This window comes from Rhodopseudomonas sp. AAP120 (genome assembly GCF_001295845.1).
Lineage (GTDB): Bacteria > Pseudomonadota > Alphaproteobacteria > Rhizobiales > Xanthobacteraceae > Rhodopseudomonas.
Genome location: NZ_LJIC01000184.1, coordinates 1 through 15,719 on the forward strand (window position 1 = coordinate 1; position 15,719 = coordinate 15,719).

Sequence of the window (15,719 nt, forward strand, 5' to 3'; positions counted from 1 at the left end):
GGGGGGGGGGGGGGGGGGGGGGGGGCCTGCCGCGAGTCGCAGCGCTCGACCGCGTGGAGACGCCCCCTCACCCGCCCGGCTTCGCCGGTCGACCTCTCCCCGCCCGCGGGGAGAGGTTGTTTCCCGTCATTGCGAGCAAAGCGAAGTAATCCAGTTCAGTGCACTGAGCTGGATTGCTTCGTCGCTTCGCTCCTCGCAATGACGGCGAGACTTGTGCGCGCGCCTTGTCGACGTGCTCAGATCACCGGGCTCCACGGCGCGGGCACCAGCCGATAACCATTGCCGTCCTTCTGCACGTAGCCGTTGGCGGGGAAAGGATAGTGGAATCCCTGGACCCGCATCTTGTCGGCGACCAGCATGTCGTAGACCTTGCGGCGGGTGGTCTCGGCCTGGGCCGGGTCCTGGTCGAACATCAGGTGCCAGCCGGGATTGGTGACGAACAGCGCCGGGTGGTTGGTGACGTCGGACTGGATGAACACCTTGTCGACGCCGGACGACAGCACGAACGAAGTGTGGCCCGGCGTGTGCCCGACGGCTTCGATCGCGAGCAGGCCCGGCGCGACGTCCTTGCCCCATTCGTAGGGCGTGACCTTCTTCTGCAGCCCGGCCTCGAACACCCGGCGGGCGTTCTTGAACACACCCTGCATCCGCTCGCCGGAGGCGCGGCTCATCTCGCCGTCGTCCATGAAGTACTTCCACTCCGCGGCCGGCACCAGGATCTCGGCGTTCGGGAACGCCGGCTGATTGTCGGCGGTGAGCAGGCCGTTGATGTGGTCGGCGTGGAAGTGCGAGATCACCACGATGTCGACCGCCTTCGGATCGAGACCCGCGGCCACCAGGTTGGTGGCGAACTGGCCGACATTGCCCTTGGTCGAGGCGAAGGCGCCCGGGCCGTTGCCGGTGTCGACCACCACCAGCTTGCCGCCGGTGTTGATCGCCAGCGGCGCGAAGTTGATGGTCATCTTGTCCTTCGGCATGAAGGCCTGTTCCAGCGCCGCGTTGATCTCGTCCTTCTTGGCGTTGAGGACGAAGCCGTCCGGCAGCGGGAAGGTGCTGGCGCCGTCGGAGATCACGTTCACCTGGGCGTCGCCGACCTTGTAGCGATAGAAGCTCGGCGCCTGCTTGTCGGCGAGCGGCGCGGCGGCCTCGGCGGGCGCGCTGCGCAGCAGCGGCGTGGCGGCCAGAGCGGCGGCGGCAGTGAGGGCGTGACGGCGGGTCAGGTCCATGGCGTGTCCTCGGTGGGTGGGATTGTTGCGGTCGGCAGTCTAGCCCGGCTTCGGTGACGGGATCGCATCATAACAGCGGTTTGATCGCGGCGGCCCGGAGGCCTCCCGGGTACCAACCCCGGTCGCCGCGCCCTATTCCGCTCGCTCAAATCGACCGCACCAGCCAGCTCGCGCCGACCGACAGCGCGTCGCCGAACAGCAGCAGCACCGCCGACCACACGAAAGCCGACAGCACGTTGGCGATCTGGAATTGCCAATACGGCATCTCGAAGATGCCGGCCGCGAGCGGCACCGAGGCGCGCAGCGGGCCGAAGAACCGGCCAATGAAGATGCTCGGCACACCCCATTTCTGCACGAAGTCCTCACCGCGGGACAGCAACCCCGGGAATTTCGACAGCGGCCAGATCTGGGCGACGCGATCCTTATAGCGATAGCCGAACCAGTAGGACAGCCAATCGCCCAGCGCCGCGCCGACCGCACCGGCGATCCAGACCGGCCAGAAGCTGATGCCCGAGGCGCCGACCAGGGCCCCGATCGCCACCAGAGCACCCCAGGCGGGGATCACCAGCGAGATGAAGGCGAGCGATTCTCCGAACGCCAGCGCCAGAACCACCGGCGCGGCCCAGGCCTGGTGCTCGCGCACGAAATCGATGAGGCCGCGAAAAGCTTCTTCCATCGTCCTTCTGACCTGCGGGCGTCCCCTGCCGGCAGGGTTCACATGACTGTCGCATCGCACGGCCGCCGCCCGCCGGGCAAGCGCCGCCCCCCGTGACGGATTGCCCGGGGCGGCCGGCAGATCAGATCGGGATGGCCTGAATGCGGCAGCGATTCCAGAACGGTATGACCCTGCGCCCGCAGCCCTCATTTTGCACCTCACACCCCCGCGACCACCCGCCAGGGCGGTATCATGCGGCAGCGGCGCACGGCCGGGCCCTTTCCATCGCGCCGGCTCCGGACTATATGCGCCGTCCAGCGGCGTGTTGCAGCGCGGCAGCCGGCCTTCAGGCGGTTCCGCAGCGCCTGCCGTCACCACCCGCGGGCCTTCCGTGGCATAGTCAAGACCAGCGATTCGGGCGGCGCAGCGCGCCGGGCCCAGCCCCTTACATCTCAGGACCACTTTCAAGACCCATGGCCAAGGCACTGAAGGCGAGCAGCAAATCGAAGCCCGAGACGGACATGTTCGGGTCCGCGTCCAAGACCGGCGCGCGCGCCCCGGCCAAACCGGCCGGCGCCGAAGCCGGCTACACCGCCGCCGACATCGAGGTGCTGGAAGGGCTGGAGCCGGTTCGCCGCCGCCCCGGCATGTATATCGGCGGCACAGACGAGAAGGCGCTGCACCATCTGTTCGCCGAGGTGATCGACAACTCGATGGACGAGGCGCTGGCCGGCCATGCGACCTTCATCGAGGTCGAGCTCGGCGCCGACGGCTTCCTCACCGTCTCCGATAACGGCCGCGGCATTCCCGTTGATCCGCATCCGAAATTCCCGAAGAAGTCGGCGCTCGAAGTGATCATGTGCACGCTGCACGCCGGCGGCAAATTCGACAGCAAGGTGTACGAAACCTCGGGCGGTCTGCACGGCGTTGGCGTCAGCGTCGTCAATGCGTTGTCGTCGCGTCTTGAGGTCGAGGTTGCGCGCAACCAGCAGCTCAGCCGCATGGTGTTCGAGCGCGGCATCCCGAAGGGCAAGCTCGAGAGCCTCGGCAAGGTCAACAACCGCCGCGGCACCCGCGTCCGCTTCAAGCCCGACACCGATATCTTCGGCGCCAAGGCGGCGTTCAAGCCGCAGCGGCTGTTCAAGATGGCGCGGTCGAAAGCCTACCTGTTCGGCGGCGTGAAGATCCGCTGGAAGTGCGATCCCGAACTGCTCAAGGGGATCGAGGATGTCCCGAGCGAGGACGAATTCCACTTCCCCGGCGGCCTGAAGGACTTCCTCGGCGCGGCGATCCACAACGACACGCTGGTGCATCCCGACATTTTCGCCGGCAAGAGCGGCCGCAACGGCGCGCATGGCGCCTGCGAATGGGCGGTGGCGTGGACGGCCGATGCCGACGGCTTCATGTCGTCCTACACCAACACGGTGCCGACCCCGGACGGCGGCACCCACGAATCCGGCATGCGCAGCGCCCTGCTCCGCGGCCTCAAGGATCACGCCGAGCGCGTCGGCCAAGGCAAGCGCGGTGCCTCGATCACCTCCGAAGACGTCATGGTCGGCGCTGCGGTGATGCTCTCGGTGTTCGTACGCGAGCCGGAATTCCAGGGCCAGACCAAGGACCGCCTCGCCACCGCCGAAGCACAGAAGATCGTCGAACAGGCCATCAAGGACCCGTTCGACCACTGGCTGTCCGGCAACCCGGTCCAGGCCAACAAGCTCTTGGACTTCGTCATCGAGCGCGCCGAGGAGCGGCTGCGCCGCCGCCAAGAAAAAGAGATCTCGCGCAAGACCGCGGTGAAGAAGCTGCGGCTGCCCGGCAAGCTCGCCGACTGCACCTCGACCGCGGCCGAAGGCTCCGAACTGTTCATCGTCGAGGGTGACTCGGCCGGCGGCAGCGCCAAGCAGGCGCGCGACCGTGCGACCCAGGCGGTGCTCCCCCTGCGCGGCAAAATCCTCAACGTCGCCTCGGCCGGCAAGGACAAGGTGGTGGCGAACGCCCAGCTGTCCGACCTGATCCAGGCGCTCGGCGCCGGCACCGGCGTGAACTACCGCGAGGAAGACCTGCGCTACTCGCGCATCATCATCATGACCGACGCCGACGTCGACGGCGCCCACATCGCCTCGCTGCTGATCACCTTCTTCTATCGGCAGATGCCGAAGCTGATCGACGAGGGCCACCTCTATCTCGCGGTGCCGCCGCTGTATCGCCTGACCCACGGCGCCAAGACGGTCTACGCCCGCGACGACGCCCACAAGGAAGAGCTGCTGAAGAAGGAATTCAACGCCAACGCCAAGGTCGATGTCGGCCGCTTCAAAGGCCTCGGCGAGATGATGCCGGCGCAGCTCAAAGAGACCACGATGGACCCGAGCAAGCGCACCCTGCTCCGCGTCGTGCTGCTCCCCGAGGCTCGCGAAGGCACCGCCGATTCCGTCGAGCGTCTGATGGGCACCAAGGCCGAAGCCCGCTTCGCCTTCATCAGCGACAAGGCGGAATTCGCCAGCGACGAAATGCTCGACGTCTAAGCGCGTTTTACCGCGCTTGCTGTCGAACCATCTTAACGAAGCCGTGCACTAATCCCCCGCACCACGTCCTGCGCCCAGCAGGCGTTTGCGGGGAATACCATCGTGACCGACACCGACGACTTCGATCCGGCTCCGACGCCGCTCACCTTCGCGCTGCGCGTCCTGATCGGTTTACTGCAGGGTGCGGCGCTGTACGCGCTGCTCCGCGTCGCGCTGGACAAGGTGTGGCCCGCCACCACGCCTGAACTCTATGCCGCGCTGCTGGTGACGGCGGTGTTCACCCCGCTGGTCGCGTCGTCGGCGCTCACGCGGCTGCGGCCGATCCCGCTGCTGGTGTGGGTCCTTGTCGTGGCAGCAACCTGCGCCGCGCTCGGCTGGTACGATCTCTCCCGCGATCCCTTCGTCACACCGGGGCACGCGCCGCCGCGCGTGATGCCCGCGCAGGCGTGGGTCGGCTTGCCGCTGGTCCTGTTTATCGCCCAGTCGCTGCTGATCGCGGCCGCGCATGACCGCCGCGCCATCGCCAAGTATCACACCTATTTCGAAGTCTCGTGGGGCCTCGGCCTGCAGATCGCGCTCGCCATGCTGTTCGCCGGCACGTTCTGGGGCGTGCTCTGGCTCGGCGCCGATCTGTTCCGCCTGATCAAGGTCGAGGCCTTCGCGCGCGTGATCCGCCAGGAGTGGTTCTGGATTCCAGCTACCACGGTCGCGGTCAGCGTCGCGCTGCACGTCACCGATATTCGCGCCGGCCTGGTCCGCGGGCTGCGCACCGTCGTGTGCAACCTGCTCGGCTGGCTGCTGCCGCTGGCCGCCGCGATCGTCGTCGCCTTCGTGGCAGCGCTGCTGTTCACCGGGCTCGAACCGCTATGGGGCACCAAGCGGGCCGCGACGATCCTGCTGATCGCCGCCGCGATGCTGGTGGTCCTGATCAACACCGCGCTGCAGGACGGCGCACGTCTCTCCGCCCCCGAGCCCGGCGCGACCATGCCGGCCGCGCTGCGGCTGTCGATCGCTGCCGCGTCACTGGTGTTGCTGCCGGTGGTCGCGCTCGCCGGCTACGCCATCGCCCTGCGAGTCGGACAATATGGCTGGTCGAATGTGCGCATCGTCGGCACCGCCGGCGCGGTGGTCGCCGCCTGCTACGCGATCGGCTATGCGGTCGCGGTAGTGCGCCGCAGAATTTCGACCGGCATACTCGCCGCCACCAACATCACCACATCGCTCATCGTCATCGGCGTCGCATTGGCGCTGCTGTCGCCGCTGGCCGATCCGGCGCGGCTGTCGGTGGCCGATCAGGTGGCGCGGCTGAAGGACGGGCGGGCTCCGTCCGATCGCTTCTCGTTCGACTATCTGCGGTTCGAAACAGGCCGCTACGGCGTCGATGCGCTGCGGCGGCTGGCGCAGGACGACACCGCACCCGCCATCCGCGCCAAGGCCGTCGCCACGCTGGACCGGCAATCGCGCTGGGACCCGAAGCCGGAGGGCGAGCGCGTCGGCCCGCTCCGTGTGGTGCAGCCGCCGGGCGGCGAATTGCCCGGCGATTTCCTCACCGCCGACTGGACCCAGGACCGGGCGAGCTACCTGCTGCCGCTGTGCCTGAAATCGTCCACGTCGAGCTGCGAGGCCATCCTCGTCGACCTCGACGGCGACGGGACTGCCGAGATCATCCTCGACGCCGACGCCGGCGAGACCACGGTGTTCCGCCGCACCGACGGCCAATGGCGCTATTTCGGCACCCTCGCCGGCTCCAGTTGCAAGGGTGTCGACGAGGCCCTGCGCGCCGGACGGTTCAGCCTCGTGTCGTCGCTGCTGAAGGATATCGACATCGCCGGCACGCGCCTGCGCGTCGCGCCGCACTACGACTGCGGCTCGGTGACGGCCAGACGCGTCTCCGATTAGCAAGGCCGTCGATCGGTCTCGTCCGAGAACGCAACCTTGCTACACCATAGGCGTTGCGTTTGCGCAGATAGACCTTGGAGGATGTGCATGCATACAGGCGCTTGGTTCGTGGCGGCCGCAGTGCTGCTCGGCGCGGGGCCGGCAGCGGCGCAGTCCGCGCTGAACTGGCAACGCTACAACGTCGGCGCCAACTCCGCGGCCGCCGATGTGCCGCGCGCGGTCTTCAGCGAGGACGCCGGACCGGCCCAGGACGGCACCGGCCGCCGCTTCGCCAGTGCCGACGGCCGCGCCGACCTGACCGTCCAGTCGATCGATAACACGCGCGGCCTGTCGCCCGCCGCCTTCCTGGCCGAGCGCAATCCGCCGCCCGGCATCATCTACCGCCGCGTCACGCCGCGATTCTTCGCCGTCTCCAGCATTCGTGACGGCCGCGTCTGGTACAATCGCTGCAACCGCGTCCCCGGCGCGATGAACTGCGTGCTGATCAACTACCCGGCCGCCGAAAAACGCAAATGGGACGCGATCGTCACGCGGATCAGCCGATCGCTGCGCTGACCCGGCGACCGCCTTCCCAAGCTCCCCGTCATTGCGAGCGCAGCGAAGCAATCCAGCACCCAGAACGGCGCTGGATTGCTTCGTCGCTTCGCTCCTCGCAATGACGGGGAATGCTGCCGCGGCGATCGGGAAACGAGGCAGGCGATCGAATCCGGCTTGAAAAGCTGAAACGAGACGTGCCTAATCGCCTGATGCGTACGCTCTTCCTCGTCATAGGCCTCCTCGCCCTCGTCATGGGCCTGATCTGGACCGGCCAGGGCGCCGGCCTGATCCAGTGGCCGGCGCAGAGCTTCATGATCAATCAGTCGCAATGGATGTGGTACGGCGCCTCGACCGCGTTCGGCGGCCTGCTGCTGATCCTGATCTCGCGCAAGGTGTGAGGCCGTACGCCCCACGCCGCCCCGGCCGTCAGCTCGCACCAACGCCTCCCCGCCATCAGGGCGTCATCCCGGCAGCGCTTTCACATCGCAAGTTCTGATCCAATCAACAGCAGAACTGCGTCAAGCGGCCCAGCGGCTACGCTCGGCGAGGCCGTGAGCGCTCAGCCAGGCGTCGTTGTAGATTTTCGACACGTATTTCACGCCGCTGTCGGGCAGCACCGTGACGATGGTGGCGGGCGGCGTCAGCCGCTGCGCCAGCTGCAACGCGCCCCAGACATTGGCGCCGGAACTGCCGCCGCATAGCAACCCCTCTTTGGCGGCCAATTCGTGGCACATCGCGAAGGCGACGCGGTCGTCGAAGCGGAGCACATCGGTGACGACCGAGAAATCCATGCACTTCGCGAGATGGTCCTCGCCCACTCCCTCGACGTGATAGCTCGCGATCTCTTCGTGATCGACCACGCCGTGGTGGAAATACTTGAAGTAGATCGACCCGACCGGATCGAGCAGGACGATTTCGGTGTCGGGCTTGCGCGAGCGCAAGAAGCGGCCGACTCCCGAGATGGTGCCGCCGGTGCTGCCGGCCGCGACGAACGCCGTGATGCTGTCGCCGAGCGCCGACCAGATCTCCGGCCCGGTCGTCCTGAAATGCGCCTCGGCGTTCATCGGATTATCGTACTGATTGAGCATGAACGCGTTGGGCAGGCCCGCCCGCAGCCGGCGCGCGCGCTCGACATAGTGCTCAGGCGAGCCCGGCGCCGCGGCGGTCGGGCACACCACAATCTCCGCGCCGAGCGCGACCAGTGCGTCCTGCTTTTCCTTGCTCACCTTGTCCGGCATCGTCAGGATGGCGCGATAGCCTCGCGCCGCCGCCAGCATCGCGATCGCTGCGCCGGTGTTGCCCGACGTGTTTTCGACGATGGTGGCGCCGGGCCGCAATTGCCCGGTGCGTTCGGCATCCTCCACGATGAACCGAACCATCCGGTCCTTGATGCTGCCGCCAGGGTTGAGAAACTCCAACTTCGCGAAAAGGCGGATGCCGTCCGGGACGTCGAGCTTGGTGAGTTGGACGAGCGGCGTCCCACCGATCGCGTCCTCCAGTCGCTTGTGCATCGTGCAATCCTTTCATGCTGAAAATGATCCGATCAGGTCGGGTCGTTGTCTTTGGCGGCGCGGTTCGGGCTGTCCTGGCGGCGCCCGGGCATGGCACGGGTGGCGATCATCAGGCAGAGCAGCGCGGTGCCCGCCAGTTGCACCAAGGTCAGCCGTTCCCCCAGGATCACAAATCCCAGCGCGACGCCGAACACCGGCGTCAACAGGAAGAACCCGCTCGCGCCGATCGCCGAGAAGCGGCGCAGTACAACGACCCACAGCCAGGTCCCGGCGATCGATCCGACCACCACCAGATACAGAAATGCGAGCAATATCGCGCCGCTCCAGTTCCATTGCGGCCAGCCTTCGAGCAGTGCCGCGGCCACCACGGACACGACGCTACCGATGATCAGCTGAAACGCGAGCACCGAGAGAGGACCGTCCTGCCCGATCAGCGGCTTGAGCAACGTGTTGCCGACAGCCAGCGCCACGACGCCCGAGAGCATCAGCGCGATCGGCGGGGAAATCACCACGGAGTCGATTTGCACGCCGTTGTCACGCCCCAGGATGACGATGCCGAGACTGATCACCGCGCCGGCGGTGGCGAGCGCTTCGCGGATCGAGGCCCGCTCCCCGAGCAACACGGCAGCGATCGGAATCGAGATCAGCGGAAGACTGGAGCCGACCACCGCGACCAGAGCCGCCGGCAGCGCGTGAAGCGCGTAGAACACGGCGCCGAGGTAGTAGCTCTGGCTCAATCCGGCGGCGGCGAGCAGCCGGACGCGTTGCCCGGCCGAGGCCGCGCGAAACTGCGCGAAGGCGCGCGCGCCGACGAACGGCAGCAGCAGCAGCGCCGCCGCGGTCAGGCGCCCGGCCGAAAGCCAAAGCGGCTGCGCCAGCGGCAATGCAATCTTGGTTGCGATGAACGATCCGCTCCAGATCAGCGCGAACGTCACCCCGGCCAGCAGCCCCAGCACGGGGACCGGCGACGCGTTCAGATCCTGCGGCTGCCACGCCTTGACGTCCGATCGAGGGGTGTCGGTCATCGTATCGTCCTGCGATACAGGCTGCGTTCGTTCGCGCCGCCGGTGTGCACCAGCAGCACGCGGCTCGACGAAGCGATCCTGCCGGCCGCTACCATGTCGGTCAGGCCGCGCAGCGCCTTCAGCATGTAGGTCGGGCCGAAATACAGCCCGGTGCTGTCGCAGAGTCGTTCGCTGTGCTCGAAGTCTGCCGCGATGGTCGCGCCGTAACCGCCGCCGAGCGCCCCGTCATACAAGGTGAACGCTTCGTCCGGATCGCCGGTCAGAGGCGCTTTGGCCTCGCTTGGCGCCAGGCCCAGCGACGCCGCCGCGCGGCGGAAGTTGTCGCGGTAAGTCTCGGCCGGATAATCGTCGATCCGAATGCCGACCAGCCGCCATCGCGAGCGATGAAATCGACGGCTGAGCGCGAGCCCCGTGATGGTTCCGCCGGTGCCGACGGGCAGCGCGACGACGTCGAACCGGGTCGCGAGCTCGGCCTCCTGCGCGGCAAGCTCGACGCCGAGTCCGATCGGCCCCGCGGTTGCCGACATCGCTCCGGCCGGCACCACCAGCGGTCGCCGGCCGGAGCGGATCAGATCGGCGACCAGCGCATCGCGGATCGCTTCGAAATGCCTGGCGTCCGGCAGTTCGATGACATGCGCGCCCGACGACAGCAGCCGCGCGTAGTTGCCGGCCGGTTGCCGCGGACCGCGGCCGCGCAGGATCACGTAAAGCGGTGCGCCCGAGATCCGGCAGTAGTGCGCCATCGCCATCAGACAGTTGGACTGCGGCACACCGTCGATCACGATCGGATCGCGATCGGGTGCGGCGTGCCCGTCGAGGATCGCCGCGATGGCGCGGCGCTTGACGCCGGATCCGACACCATCCTGCAGATCCTCCCGTTTGATCCAAACCTCGGCGCCGACAATCTGCGACACCGCGGCGTTGAACTCGAGCGGCGACCGCTCGACCGGCAAGGGCCGCGCGGCAGCGCCGCCGGCTGCGCTGCTGTGCGTCATCGCTCGCTCCTACTGGCGGACGACAGCCAGAAATCCATAGGCGAGATGTGCGACGTGGCGCCCTTCCCGGACACGCTCCCAGGCCTGACTGGCCGACAGCAAAGCAGGTTCGAGTACCGTTCGCGCCACCTCCGGCGCGAACGTCAAGGTCGAAGGATAATCGCAGCCTGCGGCGGCCAGGATGCGGCTGGCCTCGGCCTCGTCGTAGAACGCGAAGGTGTCGCCGCCCAGCCGCTGCTCATAGTCGGCGTATTGCGCCAGATACTGCTCGTCGCTCTGGCGCATGATCGCGACCGTGCCGCGCTCATGGTCCATTCCGGCCCGCTCGAAACACTGCTCGATCGCCGCATCGCTGATCCGGCCGCCGATCAACGTGATGATCGCACCGCCCGGAGCGAGCCGTTCCTTCGCCGACAACAGTAGGCCGAGCTGAGGCAGCAGCGACCAGCGTGCCAGCAGGTCGTCGGGGCCGGTCTGAAGATGCGCATAGGCGCGGGCGTCGGTCAGCGTGGTGGTCGCGAGTTCGCTGCCGAGCTGATCGGTGTCGACCATCACCAGCGGCAGATTGGCGTAGATCAGGTCGCACGGCTCCTCGAGCGGTTCGCAGTCGCGCCCCGCGGCGAACCGGATCATCTTGGGCAATCGGTTGCTGGCGGTATTGGCGCGGATGTTGCTCTCGATGGCCGGCAACAGCGCCGGTACGATGTCGGTGACCGTCAGCCGCTCGATCGAGAACAGCCGCAGGGCGGCGATCACGTCGATCCCATTGGCGCTGCCGATGAAGCCGGCCGAACGGATATGTTCGCCGCGCGTCGCGCGGAAATGACGAAACTCCGACAACGCGACATGGAGCCAGTCGTTGCGCGGATCGTCTTCGAGGCCCGACATGTCGGGGACGATGGTAACAGCGTCGGGCAAGGCACCGGACGTGATGCCGTGAATGTCGTACAGCGACTTGAGTGATCGTACCGCGGCAATCATCATGACTCTCCAATGAACACGACTGGCCAAGCGCCGGCGGCATGCAATGCCGAAGATCCGGTCGCAACTGCATCAAATTCCAACGATGAACTGATAGCGTGGTTTGGACGCTAACTAAGCGTGCTGATGTTGACAAACGATATTAACCGATCGAAATTCATCGCGAATGTCGATGGATCGCCGCCATGCTCGATCTCGTCCTGTTGCGAAGCTTTCTGGCCGTTCTCGACCACGGCGGATTTACCTGCGCGGCGCGCGCGCTGCACAAGACTCAATCCACCATCAGCCTGCACATCCAGCGTCTCGAACACGCCGTCGGTCATCCGCTGTTCGAGCGCGGCGGACGCAAGGCGACGCTGACCGAGCGCGGCGAAGTCCTGCGCGTCTACGCCGAGGCGATGATCGGACTGAACAACGAGGCGATGCTCAAGCTGCACCGGCCGACGGCTGTGGGCACGGTGCGGCTCGGCATCCTCGAAGACTTCGCCACCGAAATGCTGCCCAGCGCCCTGCGCCGTTTCAAGGACGCCTATCCGGGAGCGCGGCTGATGGTGCGCAGCGCTTTGACGGCCGATCTGCAGCGCGAACTCGACAACGGTGAACTCGATATCGTGGTGGTGCGGCGGCAGGACAAAACCAGCGCCGGCGACACGCTGTGGCGCGAGCCGCTGCGCTGGGTCGCGGCGCCACATGCCGCATTCGCCGAAGGCCCGGTGCCATTGGTGATGTTTCCGGCGGGCTGCGTGTATCGCAACGAGGTGCTGCGGCGCATGCGCGCCGGCCCGCGCGAATGGGAGATCGTGTACACCAGTACCAGCCTCGGCGGCGTGCAGGCTGCGGTCTCCGCCGGCGTCGGTGTCAGCGTGTTGGGACAGAGCGCTGTGCTGTCGGACTTCGCCGTGCTCGGCGCGGCCGAGCAGCTCCCCGAACTGCCGGACACCGAGATCGTGATGCGCCGCGGCGCGACGCGCGGCGACGCCATCTCGGCGCTCGGCGATTACCTCGCGGCAGCCTTGCCGGCGGTCGGTGTCAACGTCTCGCGGCTGATCGCGAGCGATCGAAACCGCGGCATGATCGGTCCGGCACTACCCCGCCTGTCGCTGTAGGGCTTTGCCGGCTGTGCGCGAAGCAGCACCGCAGCTCCAGATGCGTTCATGGATGCGCGACGTCCACGCGGACTAAGCACCGCGCCGCAACCGCGGCAGCGCTGCCGATCCCTCAGCGCCTAAACGTCTTGATCTCCGACACGCTGCCGTCGCGATAGGTCAGCTCGACCGAGACCGACTTCACGCTCGACGGCAGCTTGAAATATGGCGTGGCGCTGCTCGGGATCGCGATCGGGTCGCGCATGTCGCAGGCCGGCATCTTCAGCACCTTGTCGGGCACCGCACTGTCGATGCCGATCCGCGCCTCGCGGATGGCGCAGCGATACGACATCAGATGCGTGTAGTGCACGAGCAAGCCGTTGTAGTCCCGGAACGACAGCCAGCTCGTCGCCGTCATGTCGAGGATCTTGCGCTGGTCGCGCAGCAGCGCCGCTTCCGGCTCGAATTTGATCGGGAATGGCCCCTGCATCTCGCCGTTGGCATCGACGTAGCGGACCTCGATGGTCGACTCCGGTGCGTCTGAAGGCAGTTGGATCGACGGGTTCGGCAGCCGCTTGCGGGTGCGCGGGTCGAGCGAATCCATGAAGCCGGTTTCGCGGAAATCCTGCTCGCCGGCCATCCGCCACGAGATGCCGAGGGTCGGATCGGCGATCGAGAACACCACGGTCCAGCCGCCATTGTGGCGCGAGAAGCTGGCGATCGGCGCGTTCAGGCTTTCCGAGGTCGGCGGCTTCAGCGGCGCCACCGGCGGCAGCGCCGCAACCTTCTCGGGCGGCTGGCTGGGCGCAACTGCGCTCGCCGCCGGCTTCGGCGGGCCGCTCAGAAACACGTCATCGACCATCTGGTCGAAATACACCGGCACCTGCTTGTGGCCGACAGTCTCGGCCATCTCGCTGACCAGCCGCCGCGTGCGCTGCGCCACCTGCACGAGATTGTCGCCCGGATCGCGGATCTGCTTGGCAAACACGCGGGTGAACACCGAGTTCGGATCGGAATCGCTATCCGACAGCCGGTCCAGCGCGGTCTGCCGCGGGCCGGCCGAGAAGATCGAGAACACGCCTTCCGGCAGCGTCGTCATCGGCGCCAGCCCGCCGCGGCCGGCGAGCGCCCGCACGCCGCGGCGCTCGAACGGATTGTTGCGGCAGGCGTCGAGCACCAGAATCGCCGTGCGGGCGCCGCGGTTCTGCAGCCGGTCGACGATGCGGTCGGCCATGATCGAGGCGTCGCGGACCAGCTCTTCCTGGCCCTCGGTCGCGGCCGGCACGTCGGTCGGCAGCAGGAAATTCTGGCCGGCGATCTCGAAGCCGTGGCCGGCGTAGAAGAAGAACGCGGTATCGCCCGGCTCGATGCTGTTGTCGAAGGCGAGCAGGCTCTGGCTGAAGGCGGCGCGGCTCTGGTTCTCGGCGACCATCACCTGAAAGCCGAGCGCGCGCAGCGTGTCGCCCATGGTGCGGGCGTCGTTCACCGCCTTCTGCAGCTTCGGCACGTTGCGATAATCGTTGTTGCCGATCACCAGCGCGACGCGCTTGGCGGCCTCCGCGGGCGCGGCCCAGATCAGCACCGCGGTGATCAGACCGACCGCCGATATCCCGCGCCGTCGCAGCGATCGCATTCCCAGTTCCCCGATGAGCCGGGCGGCCGGATCGGACCGCCTGCGCCATAGTCGGCCAAAACCGGGGTGGGGTTCAACCGGTTTGATCCGGCAATCCGGCCGCCCCGAGCCCCCCGAAACTGCAAGAATATTAAGCTTTTCAGGCGTTTCATACGCGAACGCATTGACTTTACGCGATTCCGGCCTATGTTCCGGCCGTGATGCGGCCCGGTATCGACTACGCGATATCCCGGTTGAGCCGCCTGTCCGCGACCGACATCCCCGTGCAACATTGCGTGCCGCTCCGGGGTTGAGCGCGACAGTGATTTCCGAGAAATCCTGGCGGCGGTTTCGATCAAGTGGCGTGATCTTCGAATTCGGTTCAGTCTTGGTTCGGATCTGATCGCGCCGACAACAGAGGCTAAATGTCCTTTTCCAATCTCGGCCTTTCAGACAAGGTCCAAGCGGCGGTTGCGGCTGCCGGATACACGACCCCGACCCCCATTCAAGAACAGGCGATCCCCCACGTCCTCGCCCGCAGGGACGTCCTCGGCATCGCCCAGACCGGCACCGGCAAGACCGCAGCCTTCGTGCTGCCGATGCTGACAATGCTCGAAAAGGGCCGCGCCCGGGCCCGAATGCCCCGCACCCTGATCCTCGAGCCGACCCGCGAACTCGCCGCCCAGGTCAAAGAGCAGTTCGACAAATACGGCGCCGGCCAGAAGCTCAACGTCGCCCTCCTGATCGGCGGCGTCTCGTTCGGCGATCAGGATCTCAAACTCGGACGCGGCGTCGACGTGCTGATCGCCACCCCGGGCCGGCTGCTCGACCACACCGAACGCGGCGGCCTGCTGCTCACCGGCGTCGAGATGCTGATCATAGACGAAGCCGACCGGATGCTCGACATGGGCTTCATTCCGGACATCGAGCGGGTCTGCAAGCTGGTCCCGTTCACCCGGCAGACGCTGTTCTTCACCGCGACGATGCCGCCGGAAATCCGGCGCGTCACCGAAACCTTCCTGCACAATCCCGAGAAGGTCGAAGTCTCCAAGCCGGCCTCCACCGCCGTGACGGTGACCCAGTCGCAGGTCGCCTGCGGACGCGAGCCGCACGAGAAGCGCGAGACGCTGCGCCGGCTGATCCGGGCATCGACCGACCTCAAGAACGCGATCATCTTCTGCAACCGCAAGCGCGAAGTCGCGCTGCTGGCGAAGTCGCTGCAGAAGCACGGCTTCAGCGTCGGCGCGCTGCACGGCGACATGGACCAGTCGGCCCGCACCGCGGCGCTCGATCAATTCCGCAAGGGCGAGCTGCCGATCCTGGTCGCCTCCGACGTCGCGGCCCGCGGCCTCGACATTCCGGAAGTCAGCCACGTCTTCAACTTCGACGTTCCGCACCACCCCGACGACTACGTCCATCGCATCGGCCGCACCGGCCGCGCCGGCCGCCTCGGCACCGCGATTTCGATCGTCGCCCCATCCGACCAGAAATCGATCGCCGCGATCGAGAAACTGATCGGCAAGGAAATTCCGCGTGCCGAGTCCGGCCCCGCCGGCGCGGTCGAGGACGAGCAGGAGGAACGCCCGGCGCGCTCGTCACGCCGCTCCTCCGAATCCCGCCATCGCGAACCGCGCGAAGCCCGCGGCGAGGACCGCGCGACGCGCGAGACCC

At 67.1% G+C, this 15,719-nt stretch carries 13 protein-coding genes; 6 read left to right on the forward strand and 7 right to left on the reverse strand.

Annotation, left to right across the window (positions count from 1 at the left end; genetic code table 11):
• Positions 1-236: 236 nt before the first annotated feature.
• Together IP86_RS24840 and IP86_RS24845 are read right to left on the reverse strand one after the other, a co-directional pair.
• Complete coding sequence (locus IP86_RS24840; protein ID WP_054165116.1) at positions 237-1,226, reverse strand: MBL fold metallo-hydrolase; 990 nt, start codon at positions 1,224-1,226, stop codon at positions 237-239.
• Positions 1,227-1,371: 145 nt separating this feature from the next.
• A complete protein-coding gene (locus IP86_RS24845; protein WP_054165117.1) occupies positions 1,372-1,902 on the reverse strand; it encodes a DedA family protein in 531 nt (176 codons plus the stop codon).
• Between the two features lie 452 nt (positions 1,903-2,354).
• Here IP86_RS24845 and parE point away from each other — a divergent pair, with 452 nt between their 5' ends.
• From parE to IP86_RS24865, 4 genes are all read left to right on the forward strand, one after another.
• On the forward strand, positions 2,355-4,403 hold the full coding sequence (parE, locus tag IP86_RS24850) for a DNA topoisomerase IV subunit B (protein ID WP_054165118.1): 2,049 nt from the start codon (positions 2,355-2,357) through the stop codon (positions 4,401-4,403).
• Positions 4,404-4,505: 102 nt separating this feature from the next.
• Complete coding sequence (locus IP86_RS24855) at positions 4,506-6,302, forward strand: DUF4153 domain-containing protein (RefSeq protein ID WP_054165119.1); 1,797 nt, start codon at positions 4,506-4,508, stop codon at positions 6,300-6,302.
• An 87-nt stretch (positions 6,303-6,389) separates the two neighbouring features.
• Positions 6,390-6,857 (forward strand): hypothetical protein, encoded by a 468-nt coding sequence (locus tag IP86_RS24860; protein ID WP_082364251.1) that lies wholly within the window; start codon positions 6,390-6,392, stop codon positions 6,855-6,857.
• A 191-nt stretch (positions 6,858-7,048) separates the two neighbouring features.
• Positions 7,049-7,237: a hypothetical protein gene (locus tag IP86_RS24865; protein WP_054165121.1), complete on the forward strand. Its 189-nt coding sequence runs from the start codon at positions 7,049-7,051 to the stop codon at positions 7,235-7,237.
• Between the two features lie 120 nt (positions 7,238-7,357).
• On the opposite strand, the gene IP86_RS24870 is transcribed toward IP86_RS24865, so the two are convergent.
• Genes IP86_RS24870 through IP86_RS24885 form a run of 4 tightly spaced genes read right to left on the reverse strand, consistent with a single transcriptional unit; the run spans position 7,358 to position 11,354 of the window.
• On the reverse strand, positions 7,358-8,350 hold the full coding sequence (locus IP86_RS24870; RefSeq protein WP_054165122.1) for a PLP-dependent cysteine synthase family protein: 993 nt from the start codon (positions 8,348-8,350) through the stop codon (positions 7,358-7,360).
• Between the two features lie 32 nt (positions 8,351-8,382).
• The gene (locus IP86_RS24875; protein ID WP_054165123.1) at positions 8,383-9,375 is read right to left on the reverse strand and encodes a DMT family transporter; all 993 of its coding nucleotides are present in this window, start codon (positions 9,373-9,375) and stop codon (positions 8,383-8,385) included.
• Positions 9,372-10,370 carry a 1-aminocyclopropane-1-carboxylate deaminase/D-cysteine desulfhydrase gene (locus tag IP86_RS24880; protein ID WP_054165124.1) on the reverse strand — a complete coding sequence of 333 codons (999 nt, stop codon included), beginning with the start codon at positions 10,368-10,370 and terminating at the stop codon, positions 9,372-9,374. Before IP86_RS24880 ends, IP86_RS24875 begins: the two co-directional genes overlap by 4 nt.
• Positions 10,371-10,379: 9 nt before the next feature.
• Positions 10,380-11,354 carry a hypothetical protein gene (locus tag IP86_RS24885; RefSeq protein WP_054165125.1) on the reverse strand — a complete coding sequence of 325 codons (975 nt, stop codon included), beginning with the start codon at positions 11,352-11,354 and terminating at the stop codon, positions 10,380-10,382.
• Positions 11,355-11,536: 182 nt separating this feature from the next.
• Between IP86_RS24885 and IP86_RS24890 the strand changes: the two genes are divergently transcribed.
• Positions 11,537-12,457, forward strand: coding sequence for a LysR substrate-binding domain-containing protein (locus IP86_RS24890; RefSeq protein WP_082364252.1), 921 nt, complete (start codon positions 11,537-11,539; stop codon positions 12,455-12,457).
• A gap of 112 nt (positions 12,458-12,569) precedes the next feature.
• Here IP86_RS24890 and IP86_RS24895 read toward each other — a convergent pair whose 3' ends face one another.
• Entirely contained in the window at positions 12,570-14,069 is a 1,500-nt protein-coding gene (locus tag IP86_RS24895) for a caspase family protein (RefSeq protein ID WP_054165127.1), read from the reverse strand.
• A 404-nt stretch (positions 14,070-14,473) separates the two neighbouring features.
• On the opposite strand from IP86_RS24895, the gene IP86_RS24900 reads away from it, so the two are divergent.
• The coding region (locus tag IP86_RS24900; RefSeq protein ID WP_054165128.1) for a DEAD/DEAH box helicase at positions 14,474-15,719 on the forward strand (1,246 nt) is incomplete at its 3' end.

Bases quoted from the DNA above. Each gene is read 5' to 3' on its own strand.
- IP86_RS24890 (WP_082364252.1), top strand. From the start codon at position 11,537: ATGCTCGATCTCGTCCTGTTGCGAAGCTTTCTGGCCGTTCTCGACCAC.
- parE (WP_054165118.1), top strand. From the start codon at position 2,355: ATGGCCAAGGCACTGAAGGCGAGCAGCAAATCGAAGCCCGAGACGGAC.
- IP86_RS24860 (WP_082364251.1), top strand. From the start codon at position 6,390: ATGCATACAGGCGCTTGGTTCGTGGCGGCCGCAGTGCTGCTCGGCGCG.
- IP86_RS24845 (WP_054165117.1), bottom strand. From the start codon at position 1,902: ATGGAAGAAGCTTTTCGCGGCCTCATCGATTTCGTGCGCGAGCACCAG.
- IP86_RS24840 (WP_054165116.1), bottom strand. From the start codon at position 1,226: ATGGACCTGACCCGCCGTCACGCCCTCACTGCCGCCGCCGCTCTGGCC.
- IP86_RS24885 (WP_054165125.1), bottom strand. From the start codon at position 11,354: ATGATGATTGCCGCGGTACGATCACTCAAGTCGCTGTACGACATTCAC.
- IP86_RS24875 (WP_054165123.1), bottom strand. From the start codon at position 9,375: ATGACCGACACCCCTCGATCGGACGTCAAGGCGTGGCAGCCGCAGGAT.
- IP86_RS24880 (WP_054165124.1), bottom strand. From the start codon at position 10,370: ATGACGCACAGCAGCGCAGCCGGCGGCGCTGCCGCGCGGCCCTTGCCG.
- IP86_RS24865 (WP_054165121.1), top strand. From the start codon at position 7,049: ATGCGTACGCTCTTCCTCGTCATAGGCCTCCTCGCCCTCGTCATGGGC.
- IP86_RS24895 (WP_054165127.1), bottom strand. From the start codon at position 14,069: ATGCGATCGCTGCGACGGCGCGGGATATCGGCGGTCGGTCTGATCACC.
- IP86_RS24870 (WP_054165122.1), bottom strand. From the start codon at position 8,350: ATGCACAAGCGACTGGAGGACGCGATCGGTGGGACGCCGCTCGTCCAA.